Annotated in this window: 20 protein-coding genes and 1 pseudogene; 7 read left to right on the forward strand and 14 right to left on the reverse strand. The window is 68.8% G+C overall.

Going from position 1 to position 25,676, the window contains the following annotated elements; translation table 11 throughout:
* Nucleotides 1–37: 37 nt before the first annotated feature.
* The 8 genes and pseudogenes from ACFYXH_RS21215 to ACFYXH_RS21250 form a co-directional block, all read right to left on the reverse strand.
* On the reverse strand, nucleotides 38–718 hold the full coding sequence (locus ACFYXH_RS21215) for a formyltransferase family protein (RefSeq protein WP_389565033.1): 681 nt from the start codon (nucleotides 716–718) through the stop codon (nucleotides 38–40).
* The gene (locus tag ACFYXH_RS21220; protein ID WP_389565037.1) at nucleotides 715–3,894 is read right to left on the reverse strand and encodes a non-ribosomal peptide synthetase; all 3,180 of its coding nucleotides are present in this window, start codon (nucleotides 3,892–3,894) and stop codon (nucleotides 715–717) included. The genes ACFYXH_RS21215 and ACFYXH_RS21220 overlap by 4 nt, the downstream gene beginning before the upstream one ends.
* A gap of 2 nt (nucleotides 3,895–3,896) precedes the next feature.
* A complete protein-coding gene (locus ACFYXH_RS21225; protein WP_389565040.1) occupies nucleotides 3,897–4,931 on the reverse strand; it encodes an NAD-dependent epimerase/dehydratase family protein in 1,035 nt (344 codons plus the stop codon).
* Complete coding sequence (locus tag ACFYXH_RS21230; protein ID WP_389565043.1) at nucleotides 4,928–6,895, reverse strand: fatty acid CoA ligase family protein; 1,968 nt, start codon at nucleotides 6,893–6,895, stop codon at nucleotides 4,928–4,930. The genes ACFYXH_RS21225 and ACFYXH_RS21230 overlap by 4 nt, the downstream gene beginning before the upstream one ends.
* On the reverse strand, nucleotides 6,895–7,842 hold the full coding sequence (locus ACFYXH_RS21235) for a hypothetical protein (RefSeq protein WP_389565046.1): 948 nt from the start codon (nucleotides 7,840–7,842) through the stop codon (nucleotides 6,895–6,897). Before ACFYXH_RS21235 ends, ACFYXH_RS21230 begins: the two co-directional genes overlap by 1 nt.
* Nucleotides 7,843–7,844: 2 nt before the next feature.
* Nucleotides 7,845–8,843: a 3-oxoacyl-ACP synthase III family protein gene (locus tag ACFYXH_RS21240; RefSeq protein ID WP_389565049.1), complete on the reverse strand. Its 999-nt coding sequence runs from the start codon at nucleotides 8,841–8,843 to the stop codon at nucleotides 7,845–7,847.
* A gap of 738 nt (nucleotides 8,844–9,581) precedes the next feature.
* A pseudogene (locus ACFYXH_RS21245) lies at nucleotides 9,582–10,377 on the reverse strand (oxidoreductase).
* A gap of 240 nt (nucleotides 10,378–10,617) precedes the next feature.
* Nucleotides 10,618–11,313 carry a L,D-transpeptidase gene (locus ACFYXH_RS21250; RefSeq protein ID WP_389565052.1) on the reverse strand — a complete coding sequence of 232 codons (696 nt, stop codon included), beginning with the start codon at nucleotides 11,311–11,313 and terminating at the stop codon, nucleotides 10,618–10,620.
* A gap of 539 nt (nucleotides 11,314–11,852) precedes the next feature.
* On the opposite strand from ACFYXH_RS21250, the gene ACFYXH_RS21255 reads away from it, so the two are divergent.
* On the forward strand, nucleotides 11,853–12,512 hold the full coding sequence (locus ACFYXH_RS21255) for a hypothetical protein (protein WP_389565055.1): 660 nt from the start codon (nucleotides 11,853–11,855) through the stop codon (nucleotides 12,510–12,512).
* A gap of 267 nt (nucleotides 12,513–12,779) precedes the next feature.
* Nucleotides 12,780–12,941 carry a hypothetical protein gene (locus ACFYXH_RS21260; RefSeq protein WP_389565057.1) on the forward strand — a complete coding sequence of 54 codons (162 nt, stop codon included), beginning with the start codon at nucleotides 12,780–12,782 and terminating at the stop codon, nucleotides 12,939–12,941.
* A gap of 151 nt (nucleotides 12,942–13,092) precedes the next feature.
* Here the strand turns inward: ACFYXH_RS21260 and ACFYXH_RS21265 are convergent, their stop codons facing one another.
* A complete protein-coding gene (locus ACFYXH_RS21265) occupies nucleotides 13,093–13,638 on the reverse strand; it encodes a hypothetical protein (RefSeq protein ID WP_389565060.1) in 546 nt (181 codons plus the stop codon).
* A 296-nt stretch (nucleotides 13,639–13,934) separates the two neighbouring features.
* On the opposite strand from ACFYXH_RS21265, the gene ACFYXH_RS21270 reads away from it, so the two are divergent.
* A complete protein-coding gene (locus ACFYXH_RS21270; protein WP_389565063.1) occupies nucleotides 13,935–14,108 on the forward strand; it encodes a DUF6333 family protein in 174 nt (57 codons plus the stop codon).
* A gap of 195 nt (nucleotides 14,109–14,303) precedes the next feature.
* Here the strand turns inward: ACFYXH_RS21270 and ACFYXH_RS21275 are convergent, their stop codons facing one another.
* From ACFYXH_RS21275 to ACFYXH_RS21285, 3 genes are all read right to left on the reverse strand, one after another.
* Nucleotides 14,304–15,428, reverse strand: a complete 1,125-nt coding sequence (locus tag ACFYXH_RS21275; RefSeq protein WP_389565066.1) for a glycoside hydrolase family 26 protein — start codon at nucleotides 15,426–15,428, stop codon at nucleotides 14,304–14,306.
* Complete coding sequence (locus ACFYXH_RS21280) at nucleotides 15,425–17,173, reverse strand: glycosyltransferase family 2 protein (protein ID WP_389565069.1); 1,749 nt, start codon at nucleotides 17,171–17,173, stop codon at nucleotides 15,425–15,427. Before ACFYXH_RS21280 ends, ACFYXH_RS21275 begins: the two co-directional genes overlap by 4 nt.
* A gap of 98 nt (nucleotides 17,174–17,271) precedes the next feature.
* On the reverse strand, nucleotides 17,272–19,308 hold the full coding sequence (locus tag ACFYXH_RS21285) for a PQQ-binding-like beta-propeller repeat protein (RefSeq protein WP_389565072.1): 2,037 nt from the start codon (nucleotides 19,306–19,308) through the stop codon (nucleotides 17,272–17,274).
* Nucleotides 19,309–19,743: 435 nt separating this feature from the next.
* Between ACFYXH_RS21285 and ACFYXH_RS21290 the strand changes: the two genes are divergently transcribed.
* Together ACFYXH_RS21290 and ACFYXH_RS21295 are read left to right on the forward strand one after the other, a co-directional pair.
* Entirely contained in the window at nucleotides 19,744–21,297 is a 1,554-nt protein-coding gene (locus ACFYXH_RS21290) for a serine/threonine-protein kinase (RefSeq protein WP_389565075.1), read from the forward strand.
* A 424-nt stretch (nucleotides 21,298–21,721) separates the two neighbouring features.
* The gene (locus ACFYXH_RS21295) at nucleotides 21,722–22,531 is read left to right on the forward strand and encodes a hypothetical protein (protein WP_389565078.1); all 810 of its coding nucleotides are present in this window, start codon (nucleotides 21,722–21,724) and stop codon (nucleotides 22,529–22,531) included.
* Nucleotides 22,532–22,635: 104 nt separating this feature from the next.
* Here the strand turns inward: ACFYXH_RS21295 and ACFYXH_RS21300 are convergent, their stop codons facing one another.
* Together ACFYXH_RS21300 and ACFYXH_RS21305 are read right to left on the reverse strand one after the other, a co-directional pair.
* A complete protein-coding gene (locus ACFYXH_RS21300; RefSeq protein WP_389565081.1) occupies nucleotides 22,636–22,986 on the reverse strand; it encodes a hypothetical protein in 351 nt (116 codons plus the stop codon).
* A 179-nt stretch (nucleotides 22,987–23,165) separates the two neighbouring features.
* Nucleotides 23,166–23,564: a hypothetical protein gene (locus tag ACFYXH_RS21305; RefSeq protein ID WP_389565083.1), complete on the reverse strand. Its 399-nt coding sequence runs from the start codon at nucleotides 23,562–23,564 to the stop codon at nucleotides 23,166–23,168.
* Nucleotides 23,565–23,900: 336 nt separating this feature from the next.
* Here ACFYXH_RS21305 and ACFYXH_RS21310 point away from each other — a divergent pair, with 336 nt between their 5' ends.
* Both ACFYXH_RS21310 and ACFYXH_RS21315 read left to right on the forward strand, forming a co-directional pair.
* Nucleotides 23,901–24,812, forward strand: coding sequence for an oxidoreductase (locus ACFYXH_RS21310; RefSeq protein WP_389565086.1), 912 nt, complete (start codon nucleotides 23,901–23,903; stop codon nucleotides 24,810–24,812).
* Between the two features lie 214 nt (nucleotides 24,813–25,026).
* Entirely contained in the window at nucleotides 25,027–25,575 is a 549-nt protein-coding gene (locus tag ACFYXH_RS21315) for a CchlQ (RefSeq protein WP_389565089.1), read from the forward strand.
* The last annotated feature ends 101 nt before the right edge of the window (nucleotides 25,576–25,676 follow it).

A 25,676-nucleotide genomic window follows, 5' to 3' on the forward strand; every position in this document is an offset into this window, starting at 1 on the left:
GCCGCTGCCCGCGGCCGGTGCGGATGGCTGCCCGGCTTCATGCCAACGCTGCGGCGAGCTCCGGGAGGTAGCCGGCCAGGAAACCCAGGTCGGTGGCGCGCCCGAAATTCGGGTTACTGCGGTGCTCGGGCAGACGGATCAGTGCCTCGCGGCCGAAGTAGCCGCCGCCGTCGGCCCCCATGGGTGGGGTGGGCTCGCCGATCCACTCAGGGTCGGCTGCGGCGAGGGGCAGGCAGCGCTCGAAGAGGTGGTGGCAGGTTTGTAAACCGCGGCGCAGCACCACGTGGTACGGGTCGTTCGGGCCGATCGGATAGGGCTCGGCGGCCAGCGTACGGCCCGTGTCGATGCCCTCGTCCACCTGGTGGAGTGTCGCGGAGAACTCCCGCTCGCCGCGCAGCATCGCGTACACCAGAGCCACCTCGGGCAGCCCCCGATAGGCAGGTAGCGGGCCGTGGTGGACGTTCAGGATGCGCAGCCCGGTGGAGAGGACCGGAGCGCGGAAGATCATCCGGTTGTTGACCGACCAGACAAGGCCGTCCGTGCTGGCGGCGGCCAGTTCGGCAGCGACGGTGTTGACGTCCGTGGCGGCCAGGAAGGGCACGTCGGGCCGAGCCGTCCGCGCGGCGGCAGGGCCGCAGACCAGGTCCACGGCCAGGCCGCTGTCCAGAGTGTGCTGTACGGCGCGCCAGAGCAGCGCGCCCTCACCGACGAAGATCACGACGTGCTCCGCAGCGCGTCGACGGTCTCGACGACCCGGCCGAGCGTCAGATTCTCGCTCAGGGAACCGAGCTGGGTCAGGAACTGCTGCTCCATGGACTGTCCCAGCAGTTCGTCGCCGAGCGCGGCCAGCATCTCCAGGACGGCGAGAGAGTCGCCGCCCAGTGCATGGAAGTCGGAGGAGGCATCGAGGCGAGTGGCATCGCAGTGCAGGATGCGGGACCAGATCCCGGCGGTCACCGCCGCAGTGCCGCCTCCCGGAGCAGGGAGGGCCCCGGGGGGCCTTGTGTCCGTGGGGTTCGCGGCGGGCGCTCCCGAGGCGACCGGCTTCCCGGGCCCTGCGGCTTCGTCGGCTGCTTCGGCTTCTTCGTCGAAAGGATTCGGCAGCGCGTTGCGGTCGGTCTTGCCGCTGGCCGTCTCCGGCAGCCCGGGCACCGTACACACCACCGAGGGCACCAGGTGGGACGGCAGCGTACGCCCCAACTCCGCCCGTACGGTTGCCTCGTCGAGGGGCGCCGCACCCTCGGCGGGGACCACGTAGGCGCACAGTGCCTGCGGGCCGGTGTGGTGCCTGCGGCGCGCGACCACGGCGGCCTGTGCGATGTCCGGCAGCGCGGTGAGCGCCGCCTCGACCTCGGCCGGCTCGACCCGGTGACCCCGGATCTTGACCTGCGTGTCGATCCGGCCCGCGTACTCGAGCTGCCCGTCCGGCAGTTGCTGCACCAGGTCGCCGGTCCGGTAGGCGCGCCGGCCGTCCGGGAGGTAGACGAAGCGGTCGGCCGTCAGGTCGGGGCGGCCGAGGTAGCCGCGGGCCAGTTGAACACCCGTTACATAGAGCTCGCCCAACTCGCCGTCCCGGACATCGTTCCGCTGCTCGTCCAGCACGGCCACAGAGGTGCGGTGCACCGGCACTCCGATCGGTGTGGAGGCGCGTGTGGCGTCGTCACCGACGACGGCGACCGTACAGGCCACCGTCGCCTCGGTGGGGCCGTAGATATTGACGATCAGACAGTCGGGCCCGAACGACGTGCGTGCCCACTGGCTGCTGGCCGTGGTGAGGTTCTCGCCGCCGAGATGGAGCGCGCGGATGCCGTCCGGTCGGAGGCCGAGCCGGGCGGCGAGCTCGAGGTGGGTCGGGGTCAGCGCCAGGGTGTTGGCTTGCAGCCCCGAGAACATCTCACGCAGTTTGACGGGGTCGAGCTCGCCGGGCACTGGTACGACGGCGCCACCGTGCAGCAGCGGCGGGAAGATCTGCATCATCGAGAGGTCGAAGCCGGGCGAGAAGGAGTACGCGAGCCGGGTCTGCTCGTCGCAGCGCAGAAACGGGGCTATCCAGCCGACCACGTTGACGAGGCTCCGGTGCTCGATCTGGACGCCCTTGGGCTTCCCGGTGGAACCGGAGGTGTAGATCACATACGCCAGATCGTCCGGGTCCGGAGCGGCAGCGGCCAGGACGCCGTGCGCCTGCCCGTCGAGCGTGGTGTGGTCGCTGCCCACTTCCTCGAGGAGGATCGTTGTGCAGTCGGCCCCCTCCGCCGTGTCGGCAGAGGCAGCGTCCGTCAGACAGAAGCGGACCTGAGCGTCGTGCAGCAACTCCTTGACCCGCTGCGCCGGATTGCGGATGTCCATGGGCAAGAACGCGGCGCCTGCCTTGAGGACACCCCAGACCCCGGCCAGGCCGAGCGCCGAGCGGTCGGCCAGCACACCGACCACCTCGCCGCGCTTGACCCCCCGGGCGAGCAGCACGGCCGCGACGGAGTCCGAGCGGCGGTCCAGATCCCCGTACGACCACGAATGGCTGCCGCCGATCACTGCGGGTGCCTCGGGCCGCCGGGCGGCCTGCGCCCGGAACAGCTGCACCACTGTGGTGTCCAGCGGCGGAAGCCCGTCAGGTCCGGGTGCGAGCAGTCGGTCGGCGGCGCCGGGCTCGCGAGGCGGTGCCGCCGGCGGCGCGCACGAGACTGGCACGGCCGTGCCCAGCGCGGTCTCGATCCGGTCCAGCAGCGACTCGCAGCGCTCGCCGACGTCCGCGGCCCCGCGGGCTGAGATCACCAGTTCGGTGTGCTCGGGCAGTTCGAGCAGTGCGATGCTGACAGGAACCAGGGGGGCATGCACCGGCAGGGCGTACACGGTCGCCGCCGTGAACTCCCCAGTGCTGAATTCCTCGAGCGCCAGTCGGCCGGCGTTGGACACGATTGCCGACGCCAGATACCGGTGCCGGGCGTACGCGGCGGCGCGCGAAGCCCCGACCAGTGCTGCGGCTGCGGGCAGCGGCAGCCGGGCGAGCGCCGTCTCCGCCCCGGCCGCCAGTTCCCGGCGCTCGGCCAGAGCGTTGAGCAACCGCCGGTGCACCGCATCCGTGCCTTGGCCGGCCGGGACGTCGAGGAACACCGGCAGCGCCAGGTTGGCCGTCGACGACACGGTCGGGACGTGCCGCCGCAGATCCACCGGGACCATGATCCGGGCCGCGGAACCACCGACGGCACCGGCAACCGCCGCCGCCACCTTCGCGGCCAGCGCCGCGTGTCGGCCCGGAACCGTACGCCGCCGCCACACTGAGCCGCTGCCCGGCCGGCCGGGCAGCGGCGAGCGCTGGTCGAGGCCGAGGCGGGGCCGCTGCCCGGGGCGGCCGAGCGTGTCCAGCAACTGGTAGTCGGCCAGGGAACCGGCGGCGCCGTGCAGCGGTTCACCACGCAGAGCGCGGAAGACCTCGGCGGCCCAGATCGCCGTGCCCTTGAGGTCCATCACGGCGTGGGAGGCGCGGAACACCACGGTGCTGGGTTCGCCGGTGAGTAGCAGAACCTCGCAGCCGGAGCGGCCTTCCGCGTCGGCCAGCTGGCCGGTGAGCTCCGGCAAGCCGGTGAGCGTACTGCGGTCGAAGGCCCGGCCATCGGCGACCACGATCCGGGCCGGCAGGCCGCTGTCGACCCACATCCTGCCGCGGCGTACCAGGCGCGAGCCCGGGCACGACGCCGAGGCCTGCGCCACGGCGCGGCTCAAGGCCAGGGCGTCGATCGGCCCGGTGCCCTCGACCACCAGCTGGAGCACCAGTAGCTCACCCAGACGGGCTGCGGCCAGATAGGACCACTCGGTCGGTGAGACGGGCCGACGGAAGGCGGTGCTGCTCCCAGTACCGGCCCCAGGACCAATGCCCGTGGCGGCATGCTGCGCAGTCATGGCTATTTCACCTTCCGGATGAACTCGTTGACGCCGCCGATGCTGTTGATCCAGGCCTCCAGTTGAGCCATCCCGGCTTCGTGGCCCACCCGCGGCGCCGCCAGATCCCGCCGCGCCGCCGATATGTCATATGTCGCCGAACGGGTCAGCAGCGCCAGCGAGTAGCGGGAGAGCGGAGGCGAGGAGTGCTTGGCGAGCGGCGGCAGTTTCCAGACCATGTCCGCCGTGAAGGCGATTGCGCGTAGGAGGCTGTGGGAGACGCGCTTGGTCGGAGGCCTGCCTCCGAACCGTTCGGCGAGGCCGGCGAGCGTGCTCCAGATCTCCACCGGCTGTCCGTCGGCTATGAAGTACGCCCTGCCGCCAACGCCGTCGGCACGCGCCGCCCGCACACAGGCATCGGCGGCGTTCTCGCAATAGCACAGCGAGGCGTACACCGGCCTGCCCCCGGAGAGGTCGGGCAGGCTGCCCGTCATCATCTTCGCGAGTAGCCGCGGCATGAAACCGGAGTGGTCGCGCGGGCCCCACACGGCGCGCGGGCGCAGCGCGACGGTGGTGAAGTCCGCGCGGTCCGCGGCCAGCACCAGGCGCTCCGCGGCGGCCTTGGTCTCCGAGTAGAGGTTGAGGTGGCGTGCGGGGAAGTGCTCGCTCTCGTCGATGTCGAGCCGGTCGCCGCCCTTGATGCTCATCAGTGCGCTGGGGCTGCTGATGAAGACGAAGCGTTGTGCCCCGGCTTCCTGGGCGGCCGACATGAGGCGCTCCGTGCCCGAGACGTTCTCGTCCCAGAACTGGACGCGGGTGCCCCTGTCGGTGACCCGCGCCGCGCTGTGGTGCACCGCATCGATCCCGACCATCGCCCGGCGTATGGAGGAGGCGTCGCGCAGGTCGCCGTACGCGAACTCGACACCTGCAACGGTGCGCAGATAGCTCAGGTCGCTCTCTTTGCGCACCAGCACCCGCACTTTGTCGCCGGCGCGTACACAGGCGTCGACGATATGGCTGCCGAGGAACCCGGATGCGCCCGTCACCAGCACCTTCATGCGGAAGCGCCCTTCCTCTTGCGGAGCTGTGTCCGCCACCACGTGGCTCCGAAGAGCATCGTGAGCGCGGCTGTCGCCCATGGTTTGCGCCCGGTGGCGAGTTCCTGCTCCGCGCGGAGCGCGGACGGTATCTGGACCGCGTGGACGACAACGCTCAGGAAGGCGTCGACCCACCACAGAGCGGTCAGCGCGACATGGTCCAGGGGCAGCATCGGCCAGGCCGCCAGGTACGCCCACCCGAGCAGCGGGACGGTGCGCAGCGCCCGGTCGGCCGCCGTTGGGCGACGACTTCCGGTGAGCTGGTCGTCGGCCCATCCGGCCAGCAGCTCCCGGCGGATCTTGGCGTTGTGGCGGACGTCGACGGGAAACGCGGGGTGCGGCAGGAAGTCCGCGATCGCCTTGGTCATGGGGCTGCGCGCGCCCAGTTCGAGCAACTCGCCCTCGATCCGGGCCCATTGCTTACGGTCGGTGCCCGGTGCCAGCTCCACGCACAGCACCGGCCGCTGCTCGCCGTGGGGGCCGAAGCCCACCAGCGCCGTGCGCTTCACCTGCGGGTGGGTGTTGAAGACGCTCTCGCAGCGCACCGTGTGCAGGTCGCCGTCGGCGGCGCGGACCCGGTGGCTCTTGCGCCCGCAGAACCAGATCCTTCCCTCACCGTCGATCCACCCGACATCACCGGTGCGATGCCAACGGCGCTCGCCGTCCTGGATCTTGTGCTCGGCGTCGGCTTGGGGCGTTTGGAAATAGCGCGGGCTGACCGCCTCACCGCTGACCACGATTTCGCCCATCTCACCGACTGCCACCGGCAGTTTGCGGGTCCATCGGGGGACCGGCCCGTCGCTGACCGCGATGGTGCGCACCGCTGTGCCAGGTGCGGGCCGGCCGACACAGACACCCAGGCCCTCAGCCGGGCCGGCGGCCGGCCCGGCCAGCGCTTCTCTGCTCTCCACCAGTGCTATCGGCAGCGCCTCGGTCGCCCCGTAGGTGCTGAACACACGTGCCTCGTCGGGCAGTACGGCGCGCAGCGCGCCCATCAGCTCGGGGCTCACCGGTGCGCCACCGGAGACGATCATGTGCAGCGACGGCACGTGGGTGCCGGTCGCTGCCAGATGGGCCGAGAGCGGACCCAGCAGCGCGGGGGAGGCGAACATGGCGTTGACGGAGAAGCGTTGGATCGCGTCGGTCAGCAGCGCCGGGTCGGCGGCGCCGACCCGGCCCATGTTCATCTTCGGCACCACGGCCGTGCGGCCCGCCGCGAGGTCGAACACGCCCATCAGGGGCAGGGTGACCAGGGTGCTTGTCATGTCGGCGGTGAAGTGGCCCTTTTCGACGCCGTACGCCATGCCCCGCAGCATGCCGACGGTCAGCTCGACCGGCTTGGCCGGGCCGGTACTGCCGGTGGTGTAGCCGATCAGTGCGAGGTCGTCGGGCCCGGACTCCAACGGAGGCAACTGCGGCAGGCCCGCACCGAGGGCGGTCAACTCCTCCAGTGCGGTGCCGCTCCCGCCGCCCACCTTGATCAGGCTCCGCACTCCGGCAAAGGCACGCGGGCGCAGGCGCCGCAGGATGTGTGCGGCCGGTACGCCGATGAATGCCTGGACACCCACCCGGTGCAGGCAGTCCAGCATGCGGTTCAGCCCCATGCCGGGATCGACCACCACCGGAACCGCGCCGACGTGCAGCAGAGCGAAGACCAGCGTCAGCAGATCGACGCCCGGAGTCACCAGCAGGGCTGTACGGGTGCCGCGGCGGATGCCGTGCTCTTCCAGTGCGGCGGCGCAGGCGGTGACGCAGGCGGCGAATTCGGCGTAGCCGACCGAGGCGTAGGCAGGTCGGCCGGCCGACTCCATCCGGTCGCCGTCCGGGTGGATGACGGCCGGCTTGTCGGGCGTGCGGACGGCGTGCCAGGCAAGCAGTTCGGTCAGGAACGCGTCCTGGCGCAGTCCGGTTGTGGTGCCAGGCATCAGCGCGCCGCTCCGTCGCTGTCGCCGGCCAGGTGGTAGAGGGAGGCTGCCGAACTCAGCCCGGCGCCAACGGCGAGGAAGAGGATCCGGTCGAAGCCCGCGAGCCTGCCCGCGTCTTGCGCCTGTCGCCAGCCGTAGGCGAGTGCCGAGGTGTGCGGGTCGCCCTGCACCCCTTCGACGGTGACGGCGGCATCGGATGCCACTCCCAGGCGCTTGGCGAGCTGGGCGGGGAAGTCGGGCGACGGCTGGGATGTGATCAGGAGCGTGCGGTCGAGTACCGCTGTCGCTCCGTCGGCGTCGGTGCCCTCCTCGGCCGCGAGGCAGCCGAGTACGGAGTCGACGGCCAGGTCGAGCATCAGCTCCAGGACGCCGCTGTCGCGGTCGACGACGATGGTGTTACGCCCTTCGGAGCCGGCCTCGTGCAGCGGCAGATACCCGTTGACGCCGTGTGCCCCCGGCGCCGATCGGTGGTGCACCCGGCCGAAGCCACGGGCGTCGTCGGTGCGTTCCAGCAGCAGCGCCGCGCCGGTGCTCGCGTACGGGAACTCTGCAGTACCCGCCTTCGACGGGTCCATCGAGGGATGCGTGTCGGCGGAGACCACCAACACCCGGCGGGCGCTCCCGGTTGCCAGCAGGGCACCGGCCGCCTGGACGGCGTTGAGCATGCCGCAGGCGCCGTTCATGAGGTCGAACGAGAACGCGGCCCGCCTGTCGGGGGCGTGCAGGTATTCCAGGTTGATACCGATGCGCTTTTGGATGAGCGCGGCGACGGACGGTTCGGAGATGTTGGAGTCGCGGTAGACACCGACGTTGATCAGGACGTCGACGTCCGCGGCGGTGAGCCCGGCTTGTTCCAGGCAGGCGCTGCCGGCCGATGCCGCGTACCCGATCGCGCTGCCGGTGTCGTCGGCCGGGCTGAGGGCGGTGGAGGTGATGACGGTGGCCATGGTCATACCTCCAGGGAGGAGACGGTCGCGGACAGGAAACCGGTCACCACACCCGAGGCGGCGGGTACCAGGAGGATCTTGGACCCCTTGGGTATTCGGCTTTCCGCCAGTGCCTGGTGGAGTACCAGGTAGTGGGAGGTGGTCGCGGTGTTGGCGAACTTCTCGACGACCGAGAGCGTCTGCGGCATCGGTGTGTCGAAGATGTTCTCGCCCACGTGGTTCATGAAGTCGATGAACCGGCTGCCGACCTGGTGCTGGACGACGAAGTCGTATCCCTCGTCAGCGAATTGGCGACCGTCTTCGGCCAGCTTGTCGCGGTGGAACGTCGGCCACAGCGAGAGCCTGTCCTGGGCGTGCATCTCTTTGTTGTTCGTGTACATGGCCAGATCGCCGGTGTCGTCACTGGGCATGCCCAGGCACAGATGCGAGTACTCCGAGCAGGTCATCAGCTCGATGTCGTGGATCACGTCTGCTTCGTCGGTGGCGCGATCGACCATCACGGCGACGGCCGAGTCGCCCACGGAGAGGGACGCGAACTGGGGGTCCCGGCTGTCCTCCATCTCGCGTGCGGCAGTGAAGGCGATCGGAGTGATGTGCTCCCCACTGAGCACCAGGCCGTTGCGCACTTCACCGGAGCGGATCATCCGGTCCAGCAGGTAGACGCCGGTCATCATGCCCGCGCAGGCGTTGGAGACATCGAAGTGAATGGCGGAGATCGCGCCGATCTCCTTGGCGATGCGGTGGGCGAATGACGGCTCGAACTGGTGGCGCCGGCCGTCCGTCGTGCGGCTGATGGAGCAGGAAATCACGACGTCGATCTCGGCCGGGGCGTAGCGCGAGCGATCCAGGCAGTCGCGGGCTGCCGAGACTGCCATCGTGAGGCAGTCCTCGGGGAGGTCGGCAGTGTCGTTCGCGACGCGGCGCTCGGCCATTCCGGTAATCTTGAAGAGGTCGAATTCCGGAGATTTCTCCATGTGGGTGAGGAGTTCCGGAGTACTCATAACAGCCGAGGGGAGATACGTCCCGATGGACTCTAATCGACTCTTATTCATAAACCTCTCCTGGTGATTCCTTGTTCACGCGACGCGCTGACGGGGTGAAAGCCTCAATTGATTCCGGCTTCATCGCCGAGCCGGGCCTGGTCATGGTTCATGAAATCCCCGACTTCGGTGCGCCGCCCGATGACGTTAGCGCACTGCTCAGGGGGGTCTGGCGCCACGAGCCTGTGATGATCACCACTCTGTGGTTACAGGGGTGTTGCCGAGCGTGATGGCCGAAAACCGGCTGCCGGTATTGCGGCAGGATGCCGGCGAGTTCGGCGCGGAATACCGGAGCGGGCTGGAGGGATGGGACCTTCCTCGGCGGAATCGCGCCGGAGCTGCGGGCCTCGCCGCGCCTGCCGGATGCGGGGAGGTGAACCCGGTTTTCGAGAGCGCTGGTTGTGCGCAATCCGCGCGATGTCTGTCCGGATCTCGATCATACGAATGTGGTGCTCTGCGCCGGCCGCTGCCGCGCAGATTAAGAGTCGCACCTGGGGGCACGGGCCTGTGAGCGTATTGGAACGTCCACGTACGGGTGCCCGGCTGTGACCGGAAAACCGCAACACGCATCTCCAGTCCCGGCTGGACGAGTTGGATGCGGTGGAGGCAATAGGAACGGATACCGTATTCCGCTGACCACCGCACACCTCGGGCCGGAGTGGCGTGGGGCAGCATCACCCGGACATGGTTTGTGACCGGTCAGGTGGTCTTGATCTGGCCGCCGTCGATGACGAATTCGGCACCGGTGATGTTGCCGGCGCGGGGGGAGGCCAGGAAGACAGCGAGGTCGGCCACCTCCTGGGGCTCGGTGATCCGTCCGGTGGAGATGCCCATCTGCCGGGGCACGACCTCGCCCAGGGCCTCCTCGGCGGTACTGCCCGCGCCGGCGGCGACGGCGTCGGCGAATCCGCCGGGGTCGGTCCAGAACGGGATCCGGACCGGCCCCGGAGCGATGGCGTTGACGCGTACGCCGCGCGGGGCGAACTCCTCTGACAAAGCCTTGGTGAGGTTGCTCAACGCGGCTTTGGCCGCTGAGTAATCCACCACCATGGAGAAGGGCAGCCGGGCGTTGATGGAACTGATGTTGACGATTGCCCCGCCGCCGTCGGCGAGTAGATGCGGCAGCGAGGCACGGCTGGCGCGGACCGCACTGAAGAACGTCAGATCGAAGGCCCGTTCCCACTCGGCGTCATCGACGTCCAGGAAGCCGGAGCGGGGGCGGGTCGCGCCGAGGTTGTTGACCAGCAGGTCGATCCTGCCGTGTCGGTCCGCTGCAGCCTGGACCAGCAGGCCCGCACCGTCGGCGGTGGCCAGATCGACGGGGGTGAAGGCGACGTCGTACCTCTCGCGCAGCGCCGCAAGCTCAGGCGTCTCAGTACGGCTGGCCGGCGACAACACGCGCGCCTTCACGGCCGAGCGCCTCGGCGACGGCCAAGCCAATGCCCTTGCTGGCACCAGTGACGACGGCGACCTTGTCAGTGAGGTTCAGATCCATCGGCATGCACTCCTGCGTCGTGAACCCAGCATGAAATCCACCCAAATCGGGCGCGTGGGGTCAGTATCACGCCTTGTACCAGCGCAGATGCCCATCGCCACGAGCTCGTCGGGGGAGGAGTTGACCGTGCGCCGCCTGCAGGGCGGCATCCGTTGTCGCCGGCCTTGGGCGGGGGCCGGAACATGGTTCCGGCCCCCTCCGGGCGACGCTTGTACGGGCACTGCCGGGGCGTGAGGTGTCTCAGGTTCCCGGCTTGCGGCCGTAGACGAAGACGTCGTCGCCGTTACGGAGCAGGCTCCAGTACTTGGCGGCGTCGCTCTTGGTCATGTTCACGCACCCGTGCGAGCCGGGCGGTGCCCAGACGCTGATGCCCACGGAGTGGAAGGCCTGGCCGCCGTCGAAGAACTGGCTGTACGGCATCGGCACGTTGTAGAGGGTGGACACGTGGTCGATGTCGCGCCAGTAGATCTTCTTCAGGCCGGTCCGCGTCTCGTGTCCGTCGCGGCCGGTACGCACCGCGACCGGCCCGTACACCAACTTCTCGCCGTCCTGGATCCAGCTGAGCTGGAGTGTCAGGTCGACGCAGGCGACGCGGCCCTTGTTTGTGGGGCACTTGCCGGACTTGTTCGGGTTCTTCCCGACGGCTTTCTGCTTGTTCATGAGATCCATGACGCCCCAGGTGATGGGTCCCGCCAGTCCGGCGTTCGGGCTGATCGAGTGCTTCGTCTGGAATGCCTGGATCGCCTTACAGTCGGCGGCCGACTGCTTTCCGTCCACCGGGCGGCCGAGGAACTTCTCGACCTGCTTCTGGTACGCCCCGGTCTGCGTTGTGCACGAGGCCGCCTGAGCGGTCGTGCTTCCCATGGCCAGAGTGAGCGGGGCCACCAGCGCGGTGATCCCGAGTGTGACGACTCCTCGTCGGCGTATGTCCCCCACGGCTGTCGACTCCTTATGCGGGCGTGTTGCGAGTTCCGCCTGGTAGACGGCAGCGGGGACGTAGTAGTTGCACGGGGAAAGAAGACGGTTCCGTAACAGCTGCCCAGGCGGGCGACCTGGTGGGCCGGGGGCGCCGAGGCCTCGATGGGCGGCGCTACGTGGTGGGGAGTGCCGCTACGACAATGCCCGGCTCGCCGACGATCACCCTCGCGGGCGAGCCATCGCCCAGCAGCACCCGATGGGCGCTCGGCCTACGGGGACACGACCGGGCCGGGGGTCTGTGACGCGAACCGGACTGGTGGCACGATAGGCGCACAGACCGTACCGGCGGTCGGTACACGTTTTTTGGGGCACCTATGAACATCTGGCTCCCATTCCGACTCTTCGCCGCAACAGCCGTGACCGGCCTGATGCTCACCGCCTGCGGGAGTTCTGGCGGGCCCCCGGACGCGTCGGGATCGCCTTCCGCCGCACCGGGGACGTCCTCGCCGTCGCTGTCGCCCACCACGCCCGTTCCCTCGGCCCCGTCGGCGACCACATTGCCGGACACACAAGCGCCGACCACGCCCGCACCCGGCGGCAGCGCGCCGGCGCTCGGCTCCGGGCGCCTCCAGCCGATGTGGCCGTTCGCCACGCTCGCCGAGGCCCAGGCGTGGCAGCGTGACTATCGCTCCGGGGGACACCAGCCCTGGCATCTCGACCCGGACCGGACCGCACTGTCCTTCACCCAGGGCTACCTCGGCTTCCGGGACATCGGCCGAATCTCCGCGCACACCGTCAAGGGTCCGCACGCCCGCATCGGCGTCGCACTGCTCGGGTCCGAGGGCGGCACCGCGGCGATTGTCCACCTCGTGCGGTACGGCACCGGCCCGGACGCCCCGTGGGAGGTCGTGGGTACCGACGACACGACGTTCTCCATGACCATGCCCGGATACGGGGCGCTCGTGCGTTCCCCGATGCTGGTGGGTGGGCGGATCACCGGCGTGGACGAGAGCATCCGCGTGCAGGTACGCCAACCGTCGTCCGCGGCGCCGTTGGGCACCGCGTGCTGCATCTCGGCGGGCGGCAACGGCCAGCCCTGGAAACACTCGGTGCCCTTCTCCGGCGCCCGCGACCCGGTGCTCACGGTTGTCGCCTCCACCGGCGGGCACATCGCCGAGGTCGAACGCTTCACAGTCACGGCGGTGCGCACCGGCTGACCGGCTCACTTGATGCTCCTGTCCCCGGAGCCCGCCCCACGTCGACAACGCCACCTCACGCGTTCGCCCTTGGGCCCACCGCCTACTGTGGTGCCGCCAGGTCGTGGACGTGAAAGACAGACCAACGACGCGTGACGGAGCGGAACGGGGCGAGGGCGACGACGGGGGATACGAACGGCGGGGAGCTGTTCGGCACGGTCATAGGCGGGCGTTACCGGGTGACCGGGCAGTTGGGCCGGGGCCGGGCCGTACGCGACATGCTCCGACGTGGCACAGACCCAATCAGGAGCAAAGGTCTGGTACCACTGCTACGTCGTCAGCTCCCACGGCCACACCTGGACGTACATGCGGATCGCCGGCACCAACACATCGGGCTGGATGTCCAACGACAACCTCACCAAGCAGAACGGCCCCGCTTTCCGTTGTTGAGCGCCGACCAGAACCCTGCGGCAAGCTCGCCCCAGGGACTGTCGGCTGGGGCTGCGCTGGTTGTCCCGCGCTGCGGCCGCACGGGGGGCAGGGCAGGCGGCCCCGGTGTGTTTCTGTCGGGGTCGCCTGCCCTGCTCGCTGGCACTTGGGGTCAGGAGTGGTCTGCGTTCGAGGAGCCCGGTTGCGGAGCGGGAGGGCAGTCCACCTGGGTGACAGGGGTGTTGTGGATGCCGTCCTTGGCGCTCTGGTGTCCGTTGTACTCGTAGTAGAGGTACGAGTAGAACGAGATGCTGCCGTTGCAGCCGGAGTCGGGGGCGATCTGGAACGTGAGAGTGACGGTGCGGCTGGCGCCCGGGGCGAGGGGGAGGGCGTAGTTCACTCCGAGCCCGGTCGTGCCGGTGCCGGTACACGTGGCGCCCTCGGAGGTGCACGAAGTGAACGAGTACTTCAGATCGCTGCGTTGTGATGTGGCCCAGGTCGGCTGAATCGACTGATAGACGAACGCGACGTCGGTGGCCTGGTTGTTGGTGAGCGTCATCGTCAGGTTCACGGTGGAGCCCGGAGCCGCGACTGGCTGATCGACGGTGAAGGTCAGGTCGGGTGTGTCGGCAGCGGCCGGCTGGGCCAGTCCGAGGAGGGCGACGGCGATGGCGAGGACCGCGGCGAGGGCGATCCGTCTCAGGTGTGTGAGGCGCATGGCGAGGGAGGCTAGGAGACCGCGCGGCGCCCCGTCTGCACCCACTGGGCCCCGTCGGCCGCCCTCCCGGCCGGAACCCTCCGCTCTCCGGGAGCCGCCGTCATTGCCTCCGGCATGGGCGTACACCCCGTGTAACGGGCTGCGGGCGGTCCGTGAGCGCCATCAGGCCGAGGTTCAGAGGGCAGACCGGCAATGGCTCATTCCGCACCGGCAGATGAGGGGCGCGGGAGCCGGCGAGGGAAAGCGGCAGCGTTCTCCGTCGCACCAGGGGCGAAGAACGAGAGAGGGGGCGGACGGTGTCGCGCCACCCCGGTGCCTTCGCCTGGGAAGGTCGTACGCGGCTCGCCCTCCAGCGCGTCACCCCGCTGCTCCGCAAGGGCCGCACACTGTCCGTGTTCCGCGTCCGGCACACCGAAGAGACCACCGGCGACCTGGAAGACACCTGGATCGGCGAATTCGACGAGCTCTGACCGTAAACGATCCGAAAACACAAGCGAGTTGGCGGGTACGTGCCGTCTGGTGAGGCCGGCCCGCGAGCTACGATCAGCAGGCACACGCCTAAGCCGCAGCCTTGATCAATCGACTGCTCGCGCTCGAGATCCGGTACGAGTCCCTGTACGGCGGTGAGAACTTTCAAGTCGTCCTGCATCCGCACCTTGAATGGCTTACCGAAGACGTGGCGTCATACCTGGCTCCCACTTCTGCTGGTACCGGCTCGCCAAGGCCCCGGCGGTGAAGGCGGCTGAGGATGCCTGGGACGTGCCCACGCGCCAGTCGATCTCCTTCACCGCCTGGTACCAGATAATGCCGATGATGTCGCGGTGGCGCGGCAGCGCACGGAACATGCCGGTGATCCACTCTGCTTTCCGCCCGGCGGCGTCCGTGGCGCCGAGTTCGGTGATGACGAGCGGCTTGCGGGTGATGCGGCGCAGTTCGGTCCTCGTCGGAGTGAAGAGGTGGTCGAACGACTGGTAGTTCTCCTTGCCCACGGTGCCGTAGTAGCCGGACAGACCCACCCAGTCCACGTATGCGTCTCCCGGGTAGAGCCGGGTAAGCGGTGTGGAGTTCGTGTAGCTGACGTTGGGGCTCCACACCCACAGGGCATTACGTGCTCCCACCGCGTCAAAGATCTTGTGCACATGACGCCACGCTCGGACGTACTCCCCACGGCGGTTGCTGTTGGACTGCTCGCACCAGGGGTACCAGTAGCCGTTCATCTCGTGAGCGAAGCGGATGGCCACCGGGTAGCTGAGCGACTTGATGCCCAGCGCCCATGAGCGTATGTACGAATCGAAGGAGCCGTGGATGATCCTCGACAGCCGGTACTCGGGCTGCTCTCCACGCAGCGTGGGTTCCTCGGCCTCGGCTCTGTGGTCCCATGGCTCCCAGGCGACCATGGGCAGCATGCCCCGCTTGGCCACACGGTTGATGGCCTCAGCGTCGAAGTGATCGGTCTCCCAGTCGGCCGAGAACTCGTACACCTGCGGGCGGTGCCGGGTCTGCCGGGCGAAATCGGCCGCCTCTGTGAAGTCGTGGGTGCCCGCGGACGTGAAGACGCCGATGAACGCCTTTCCCGCGGAGGGGAAGGAGACCGTGGGCCTCTGCGGGGCGGGGTGGTGCGGCGTGCGATCGTCGTCCGGCAGCACGGTCGTCGGTGGCAGCACCGCGTCGGCGCGCGCGGCTGCCTCGCGACGTTCGCGGTCCGCCAGATCCGGCGCCACCTGGAAGGTGTACCAGGACAGTAGGGCGGCACACAGCAGCGCGAGCACCCGTGGGGTAGTGACCCTCACTTGTCGGCCCTCGCGGTGCGCAAGCGTGTGGAGACACCTTGGGCCAGGGCGAGCAGCGGCGGGGCAGAGCCGGCCGTAAGGGCCAGCAGCGTCCAGATCCGCATGCCGGTGTAGTCATGGTCGTTGAGGAAGCTGATGGTCAGCAGACCCCCGGCCAGCAGGGCCCACATCAGGTGCAGCCGGAAGGTGCGCAGCGACTCCGAACTGCGCAGCTCGCCCTTGGCGGTGACCACATACGCCAGCGGTCGGCGCAGCAGGGCGTTCGCCGCGGCGGCGATGTAGACAGGCCCGGCGAAGAGCGACAGGAGGATCCCCGCCATACCGATCTCCCGTCGCTCATGCTCGGCGAGGTTGAATCGGCGCAGCCAGAGCCACAGGGCGAATGAGCCGCCCATGCCCGCCGACCACAGCAGGAACCAGGGCAGCCCCGGCAGTTGGATGGACGAGACCCCGAGCAGCATGTACAGGGCGGTGGCGAGGGTGCCGAGGGTCAGGCTCATGGCGACGCTCGGGTAGTAGAACTGAACCAGGTCGTACAGCAGCCGCTGGCGGGGCCGGAGCCGGATGCCCTGCCTCAGCCGCGGGTTGAGTTTGATCTCCCAGATGCCATAGGCCCAGCGCCTCTGCTGATTGAAGTAGTCGGTCCAGGTGGTCGGGCCCTCGCCCACGGCAACGACGTCGGGGGTGTAGACCCCTTTCCAGCCGTTTCCGGTGGCGGGATTGAGCGTGCCGTGGACCCTCATGCTCGTCAGATGGTCCTCGATGATGGAGTCCTGATAGCCGCCGATCTGCTGCCATGTGGCGACCCGGTAGAGATGATTGGTGCCGATCAGCAAGGGGGCGTCCAGACCGTTGCCGCCCCGCTCGACGATGCTGCTGAACAGGTACTGCTGCACCGAGGCGCCGTGGGCGACCCAGTTCTCGTAGGCGTTGCCGTACACCTGGGGGGCGACCACGAACGCGGTGTCCGGGTCGTGGAAGTAGCCCAGGGTCCTCTCCAGGAAGCAGGGCAGCGGCACGTGGTCCGGGTCCATCTGGGCGACCACGTCGTACTCGTTCTCGTGCTCGGCGCGCCAGGCGTTGTGGTTTCCCGACTTGGTACGCGCATGGAACGGGCCGGACGGCATGTTGTACTCCGGCCGGTCCTTGCGGCTGAAGTGGTGGATCCCCAGGCGTGCGGCCATCTGCCGTACGGTCGGATCGTTTCCCTCGTCCAGGATCCAGACGTCCACGGTGCAGTCCCAGCGCGCCACCTCCAGCATGGCCCGCAGCGTCCGCTGAACGACGGCAATCGGCTCCTTGGACGGCACAATGGTGGTCAGCATGGCGACCCGCAGTCCGCGCGGCGGCACCATGGGGATGGGGTCCTTCGCCCGGAAGGCGAACACCCAGATCGCCACCGCCTGCACGATTTTGATCGTCTCGACCGCGATGACCAAGCAGAACCCGAGCCGGGCCAGGAACAGCCAGCCGTTACCGACGCCGGTCACCCCGGGCCCGGGCACATGTTCGGGCAGCAGCAGCCAGCCGATGAATACGATGTCGGCCAGGGCGGTGGCGGCGGTCAGAACTGTGAGCGACACCCGATGGCCCGGTCGCAGCACCGAGCGGAACTCCACTTCCCGGCCCGGGTTGGCCAGCGGGCCGCAGGTCCGGGCAGCACGGGCGTAGGCAGCGACGGCTGAAGCGTTGCGGCGATTCCTCCTCTCGGCGCGCCGATCCAGCCGCGATGAATATCTTGACATGTCCCCCCTTGGTAACAAACAGCGTCACTCAGACATGAAAAAGCCATTACCTGCAGTGAGTAGGACTGCTTGCGTCTGCTGCCCGGTTCCCGGTTGGTTCAGATACGAACGGCGTACAGGGTGCTGTCGTCGCTGCCGAAATACACCGTGTCCTGCGCGACTGTCGGCGAGTGCACCGCAGCGGAGGCGGAGTAGGCCCAAAGCTGCTCTCCTGTGGCAGCGTTCACCGCGTAGAGCTTGGTGTCATCGCTCCCCACGTACACCACCGCTCCAGCTGTGGCCGGCGCATGGACGTCTCCTGTGGCCGTGAACTCCCATCTGGGCTTGCCGGTACCGGCGTCCAGCGCGTGCAGCGTCTTGCCGCCTCCCACGTACACCACTCCCTTGGCAATGGCGGGGTTGGACCCGACGGAGGCACCCCCGAATTGCCAGACTTGCTTCCCTGTGTCTGCGTCGACGGCGTAGAAGTTTCCGTCGGTGCTGCCGAAGTAGACGAAACCGCCCGCTACGGACGGGATGCCGGACACTGCCCCGCGTGTGGTGAAGGCCCACCGCTTCTCGCCCGTGTTCGCGTTCACCGCGTAGAGGCTGGTGTCGCTGCTGCCCACGTACACCGTTTCGCCGGACACGGCGGGGGAGTGGGTATCGTTGCCGGCGGCGAAGGCCCACCGACGCTTTCCGCTGGCCGTGTCCACGGCGTAGAGCCGATGGTCCGCGCTGCCGACGTACGCGACGCCCCCTGTCACGACCGGGGTATGGACGATGCCTCCCGTGGTGAACCGCCAACGGACCTTCCCCGAAAGCGCGTCGAAGGCGTACAGGATGCGGTCGTCGCTGCCGAGGTACACGCTGCCGCCCAGCACGGTGGGTGCGGAGCCGATGGCTGCGGCGGTCGTGTACTTCCACCGTCGCAGCCCGTCGGCGGTGGTCAGCGCGTACAGCGTGCCGTCGTTGCTCGCCGCGTAGATCAGATCCCCGGCCACGCTGGGGTAGGACAGGACCGTGCCGGTGGTGGTGAATCGCCAGCGCAGCGATCCGGCGACGGCCGACTTGCCGTCCCGCGTCATCGCCCAGGTGGCGGCTGCCAGCCCGCCGGCTCCCAGGGTGCCGGCTGCGGCGTACAGCAGTCGGCGACGGCTGACCGGCCGCTGTTGCAGGGGCTCCGGCAGACTCTGCGGCTGCTCTGGGGCGGGGGCTGGGAAGGAGGCGGGGGCTGGGAAGGGAACGGGGGTGTGCCGCGCCGCAGTCGAGGTGGGCACGTCCGGGAAAGCGGGCGTCCCCGCCGCGTCTTCGCCCTGCCAGGCCTTCGGCAGCCAGCCCGCGTCGAGCAGTTCCACCGGTGACCGGCCGCCGGTCAGAGCGGGCATCAGAGCCGAAAGCGCCGGACGGTCGGCGGGCTCCTTCGCAAGGCACCAACTGATCAGCGAGCGCAACTCGGCTGGTATTGCTTGGAGATTGGGCTCCTCGTGCACTACGCGAAACAACAGTGCCGGCACAGACGCCTCACCGAAGGGGCCGGCGCCCATCGCGGCGAAGGCCAGAACCGAGCCGAGCGAGAACACGTCGGACGAGGGCTCGATCGGGAGTCCCTGGATCTGCTCGGGCGACATATAGCCCGGAGATCCGATCGTGGTGCCGGTGAGCGTCAGTCCGCTGTGCTCGGCGAGCCGGGAGATCCCGAAGTCGATCACACGTGGCCCGTCCTGGGCCAGGAGCACATTGGCGGGCTTGAGATCCCGGTGGATCAGAGCCGCACCATGAATTGCCGTCAGCGCTTCCACCAGCGCCGCGCCGAGCGCCCGCACGGACCGCTCCGGCAGGGGGCCGCTCTTCTGCACCGCTTGCTGCAGTGAGGGGCCGGGAATGTACGCGGTCGCCAGCCATGGCTGGCGACCTTCGGGGTCTGCATCGACCACCCCGGCTGTGAAGAACCCGCTCACGGCGCGGGAGGCGATCACCTCGCGGGCGAAGCGCTGCCGGAAGGCGGGCTCCTGTACGTACTCCGGACGGATGACCTTGATCGCGACCTGCCGGCCGCTCGGCGAGTACCCGAGGTAGACCCGGCCCATGCCGCCACTGCCCAACTGGGCGGCCAGTCGGTACGGCCCCACGACGGCGGGGTCGTCAGGCCCCAATGGTTCCAAGGTGCCCCCCCGGGTCACATCCTGGACAAACAACCATTTCGCTTGCCGCGGAAGTGTATCGGATACTCATCGAAATCAGATATCGAAGTCGGTCATCTCCATAAGTAGGATGAGATGAACACATGTTGTGTTCGGGTTGTTGGGTATGAGCCTGCGCGACGACTCTGTTGCAGAGCATCACCGTGGGCCGGTTGTGGCGATCCTGCGTGGATGGTCGATGCGAGCCGAGCGCCGTCGGACGGGTGAGCGCACGGGCGGGCCGTACCTGCCAACATGACCTGGGATGTAGTCAGTTCCCCGAAGGCGTCGGCGTGGACCGGTACGTCCTGACGCGGCCAGAGGGGAGCCAGCCATCGTTGGATACGGTTGTCGCGGTACGGCGGGGTTAGCCTGGCTGCCGGTGTGAAGGGGCGGGGGCGGCGGCGTATGGAGATGCTGGACGGGTCGGATCCGGTGGCTGTTGGTGGCTATCCGCTGTTGGCGCGGCTCGGTGAAGGTGGCATGGGGCGGGTGTATCTGTCGCGGACTGTGTCGGGGCGTCCGCTGGCGTTGAAGATGGTGCGTGCCGAGTTCGGGCGGGAGCCGGGGTTCGAGGAGCGGTTCGCCCGCGAGATCCGCAACAGCGACCGGGTGCGATCTCCGTGGACTGTTTCGGTCGTGGACTACAGCCCCGTGGGGCAGCGGCCGCAGTGGCTCGCTACGGAGTACGTTGCCGCGCCCTCGTTGGCGGAGTGGGTGCAGCGGTACGGGCCGCTGCCCGAGCGGTCCGTACTGGCTCTGGCAGTTGAGCTTTCGGCGGCGCTGGGGGCCGTGCATGCGGCAGGGCTCGCGCACCGGGACGTCAAACCGTCCAATGTGCTGTTGAGCCGCCGTGGTCCCCTGCTCATCGATTTCGGAATCGCCCGTGCCGCCGAGGACTCGCGCCACACGCGAACCGGCGGCGTGATCGGCTCTCCCGGCTATCTGTCGCCCGAGCAGGCGAGCGCCGGGGGTTCGGGCGGACCGGGTGACGTCTTCTCGTTGGCTGCGGTGCTGGTGTACGCGGCGACCGGAACCGGCCCGTTTTCCCACTCCGGCGAGGAGGTCTCTGCAGCGGTGCTGCTGTACCGCATCGTGCACGAGGAACCGACTCTCGACGGAGTACCGGCAGCCCTGGCCTCGCTGCTGCGGTCCTGCCTGGCCAAGGACCCGCAGCAGCGGCCCACGGCGAGCACCGTCGGCGCGCTGCTGGAGGGTCTCGGCGGCCGGACCGGGGACTGGCCGCAGCTGCTGCCTGAGGCGTTGGAGACGGATCTCGCCGCGCGGGAGACGCAGACACACGCGCTGGTCTCCGCGCCGGTGCGCCCCCCGTCCCCGGCGTCCGTATCGGGTGAGGCGGCGCGCGGCCCAGATTCTGACGGGGGGAGAGCCGTCGGCCCGTCCGCTACCGGTTCCCCGCGATGGCAGTCGTCCGGCCGTGCCGCCTGGGCGATCGCAGGCGCCATCGCCGCGGCTCTGCTCGCGACGGCGGGTACGCTCGCGCTGCAGCATCGCGAGGCTGACGACGCGACCGGCGGGAAGCCGTCACAGTCTCCCAGCGTCGCTTCCCTGCCCGCGTCCTGGACAGGCACATGGGTGGGCACCAGCCCGGGCACCCCGTCCGCCGACGGGATCACTCAGGCCCGGACCAACCATTTCGCCGTCACCCTGACGCTGCATCCTGCGCAGCGGGGTGAGCTGGCGGGCAAGCAGGTCAGTGAGGTGACCGAAGTGGGCACCGGCCGCGAGCTGGGCTGCACCGAAGCCCTGGAGCTGCAGGAGGTACGCAAGACATCCATGGTCTTCGAGGCGGTCACCAGCCACCCCACCGACCAATCGGCCGTCGCATCCTGCCCCAAGGGCAATATCTACGTGGTCACGATGACCGGCCGCGACACCTTGAGCCTGGGCGACGAGGGCGCGCAGTCGCCCGGCGCGCCATCCGCCCTCACCAGGCGTTGATGGGCGCGGCCGCTGACTGTTGACCGCCGCGATCATGGACGTGAGGGCGGCGTCGCCTGCGCCGAGCTGCGGGGTCGGGTGGCGGCGTCAACCTCTTTGACCACATGCGCTCTTTGCCGAGCCGGTCGCATCCGCGCCTGTCGTGGCTGCCGGAGGACGCCCAGTTGCCGCGACTGCCCTTGAACACCCGGCGATACACGAGGGATTAGGTAGTGGAATCCCCCAAGTGCCCGGCTGTTGATGGTGTGTCACGGCGGGCTCGTTCCGTGATCCCACCCGGCCCATCGGGTCCACCTCGACGGACGGGATCCGGTGACGCGTTCATGATCAGCTAAGTTGACGGACGCCTGGCGCCGAAGCTGGGCTGCCATCACATGTGAACACGTACCGGAGAGCGTAGTTGACTACCCGTCATTCCCTGAACATGCTGGTCAGAGCAGTGCCCAGTCCCATAGCCGCGGCTTCGGCACTGACCAGCCCCTCCCGCCCGGACCGTATTGAAGACCCCGTCATCGCCCGGATGCAGCGCGTCCGCACGGCGCTGGGGCTGGTGGCCATGGCGTGGCTGCTCCTGGCCTATCCGTTGCGCGAAGGGCGCGAGGATTTCGTGCTCGGCAAGCTGGAGGAGCTGCTGATCGGCTGTTGCATCGTTGTGGTGGCCGGTGTCGTCGGCGTCAGCCTCTTCATCTTCTCGGCCCGAGCGCCCCTGGGGCGCATGTATGCGGGCCGCATCGGAGGCCCTCTGTCCGCGTTGGGTGCGGTGCCCCTCGGAGCGGGCGTGGTCTGGCTGACGGTGGCCGCCCTGGGCGGCGACATCGTCTCGACCGCGGATGTGGGTCCTCACGACTTCACCTTCGGGCTGTTCGGTCACACCGTGGGCACGCTGATCAGTGGTTTGGTGATCGCTCTGCTGTTCATCGCGGCCGGGCTCGCCTGCGCTGCCGTTCTCGTCGCGGCGGTGTGCTTCACCCTTGCGGCCGCTGTCACCGGACTGAATTCCTGCTTCCGCACCGGGGACGTTCATAAGCTGCTGCCGGCCCTGCTCTCACCGCTGCTGGTCTGGTCGCTCTTCGGTCTTCAGCTCTTCGACGACGCGGATGTGGCCGCGCCTCCGCTCGTGATCTACGCCTTCTCGCTCGGCGGCCCGCTGTCGGTGTCCGCGCTGTCGCTCTGGGAAGTGCGGCGGCTGCGCACCCGGTATGGCATGACGCTCCGGTCGGTGCTGGGCCGGTAGTTCGGTCAGAGCCCCGGGTGCCTCGGCGAGCCGGGCACTGGCGACGTCCCAGGCCGCATGAGTGCCGGACACCACAGCCGGATCGTGGATGCCGCCGCCCGAAGCTAGACCGAGACTTCCTGGCCCATTCCACGCTCAGGTGCGGCGGCCAGGACCGAGCGCGACTCCACGAACAGCAGCGCGTCGACGACGGTGTGGTCGTCGATCTCCCGGCCTTGCGGGTTGTAGCCGACCGAGGTGATGTGTGTGCCCGGTTTGATCCATTCACGGCGGACGACCGGCACTTGTGCGTACGTTGCCGCGCAGACGACATCGGCATCATCGAGTGCTTCCTCGTACGATCCGACGGCCCGAACCGCCACCCCGGCGGTAGCCGGGTCGTCCGAGACCTCCTCTGCCAGCCTCGGGCGGAGTATGAAAGCGCGGCCCCGGACTCCGTGAACGGGGGATGACACGGAGGCCGGGGCTCGCTGTACTCAACCTAGCGTTCAAGGCGATGCAGAACGTACCTGTGGCGTGAATCGGCCAATCCGGAGCCGTGGCGTCAGGGCGGTTACAGGGTGCCGCCGGTGGCTCCGGCGGCACCCTGTGACGAGAGGAGGGTTGATCCCTCAGATGTCGCTTTCCTGATGCCTCAGGAGTCGGCTCCGCCGAGCGCGCCCCTGTCGATGCCGGGTGTTGTCCTGGCAAGGCGGGCCTTGCCGGCCGGGGCGGGGAGCGTCCAGTTGTCGGCGAGCTGCTTGAGACCAGGCGTCTCGATCGACGTGAACTTGCCTCCGTCGGCCGCCGTGGTGTAGCCGCCGTTCGGCGAGCACATCAGGGGCCGATACTTCTTCGGGGTCAGTACGCATTCGAACTCGGCGACCTTGCCGTCACCGTTGAGGTCCTTGTTCGGGTGGTCCAGGCCGACCAGGTGCCCGATCTCGTGGTTGACGGCGTTCCTGGTTATGGCCGCGTTGATTGCCTTGTTGCTGCTGAACCAGTCGGGCCTCGACCAGTACTCCGTGTCGATCCACGACCACCCGCCCCACACACTGTGGTCACCGGTGTTGTAGCAGTGTCACCGCTATCCAGGTGGGGCAGGGCGGCCCTGCGCATCGTCGGCGTCCACGTCCTGATCGCCGTCGGCGTCAACGCCGTCGGCCAACGCGGGGCCCACGGCGTCGGCTTCGCCACCTGGCGGGGCGCAGCTGACTGGCCGATGAGCCCGCCGGCAGCTGTTGTCTGCCGGAGCATCAGGTCTTCGTCCCCCGGCTCGCTGTCGGCTCCGAGGCCGAGCTGATCACTGGGGCCGCGAGCGGATGTGTTGTCTCTGGCAGGTTGTTGCCACCTTGAGGCGCTCCGAAGGGGTCTGACACAGACTCCGGCCATGACCTCAGAAACGATCACCGCGGCGGCCGCGGGCACCTGGGAACTCGGCGACCTGACAGTCAACCGGATCGGGTTCGGCTCGATGCGCCTGACGCAGAACGGCGGCGCGTTCGGGAACGGCATCCCGAGCGATCGTGACCGGGCAATCAGCGTGCTGCGCCGCGCCGTTGAGCTCGGTGTGAACCACATCGACACCGCCGCGTTCTACTTCTCGCCGCTGCGCTCCGCCAACGAGCTGATCAACCGCGCACTGGCCCCGTACCCGGAAGATCTGGTCATCACCACCAAGGTCGGGCCGGGCCGGGATCCTTCGGGTGAGTGGCTGTGGGCCACGCCCGGGCAGTTGCGCGGCCAGGTCGAGGAGAACCTGCGCCAGCTCGGCCGTGACCACCTCGACGTGGTGAACCTGCGCATCCCACGAAGCCTGGCAACCGGCTCGATCGCCGAGCATTTCGGTGCGCTGGCCGGTCTGCGCGACTCCGGGCTGATCCGCCACCTGGGCATCTCCAACGTCAGGCCCGAACAGCTCGCCGAGGCCCGGACCATCGCGCCGGTGGTTTGCGTGCAGAACTCCTACGGCGTTGGCGCACGGCCCGAGGATCACGAGTTCCTGCGCGCCTGCGGGGACCAGGGCGTCGCGTTCGTACCGTTCTACGCAATCGCCAGTGCCGGGGGTGACGCGGGTGCGAGCGCCACCGACAGCGAAGGGGTACTCGCCGTCGCACGCGCGCACGGCGCGACGGCCGCGCAGGTCCGGCTGGCGTGGACGCTTCAGCAAGGACCGCACGTGCTGGCCATCCCCGGCACCGGCAATCCGGACCACCTCGTCGAGAACGTGGCCGCGAGCGCGCTACGGCTCTCTGCGGACGAACTGGCCCTCCTCGATTCACTCCACACGGGCGGAGAGTGAGGGGAGGCTGACCACGAACTCCACGTCTGCCTGTCGACGTATCTCGCTGCCACTTGGGCGATTTCGATCCAGCAGGGTCTGCGCGCGCGTCTCCTGCAGCGTTGTGACGCAGTGCCCCCTGCGCGGCAACTGGGCCTGGCTTGACCTCTGTTCTTCGAGAGAAGCCGCGCGTAGATTCCAGACGTCGACGTTGTGATCACTGCTGGGGGCAGACGTGGACTGGGGGACGCTCGTTGCGGCGGTGAGTGGTGGCTCTCTTGCCATTTCCGGCACAGTTCTGGCTGACTACCTGCGCCATCGCCACGAAGATGACCGGGGAGTTGGGGCACGGCGGCGGGCTGTGTACATCGAGTTCATCGGAGCCGCTGGGGCGTGCCACGCGCGGTTGCGCCAGATCGCGCAAGCCCCTGGTGCCGAAGTCGACCTGGGCACAGCCACCCGCGCGGCACTGAGCGATGCCGCGATCTATGAAGTACGTGAACGGCTGTTCATCGATGCGACCGCGGCCGTCGCCGGTGCCGGGCAGGTGATGTTCGAGCGGCTCCGTGCTCTTCAACGTGCGGTCGCGGCAGGGGCTTCGCCGCTGTCACCCGCCTTCCATGACGTCTACCACCCCTACATCGGCGCGGTCTGGTCCTATCGGGTCGCCGTACGCAAGGAGCTTGAAGGCCAGTCCCTCTCGCCCGCGGTTTTCGGGTGGGACGGGTGGGACGGCAAGGACCGGTGCCCGATATGCCAAGGGGCGGTCGCTGCGGGAGAGTGAACGACACGGTCCCCCGCCTACGACCGAGACGCTGCACTCGCAGTCCCGACGCCGGCCCCGGCGCCCGCGGCGGGGGAGCGCCCTGGGGACAGGGCCGGGCC

This window comes from Streptomyces sp. NPDC002730, from assembly GCF_042888805.1.
Lineage (GTDB): Bacteria > Actinomycetota > Actinomycetes > Streptomycetales > Streptomycetaceae > Streptomyces.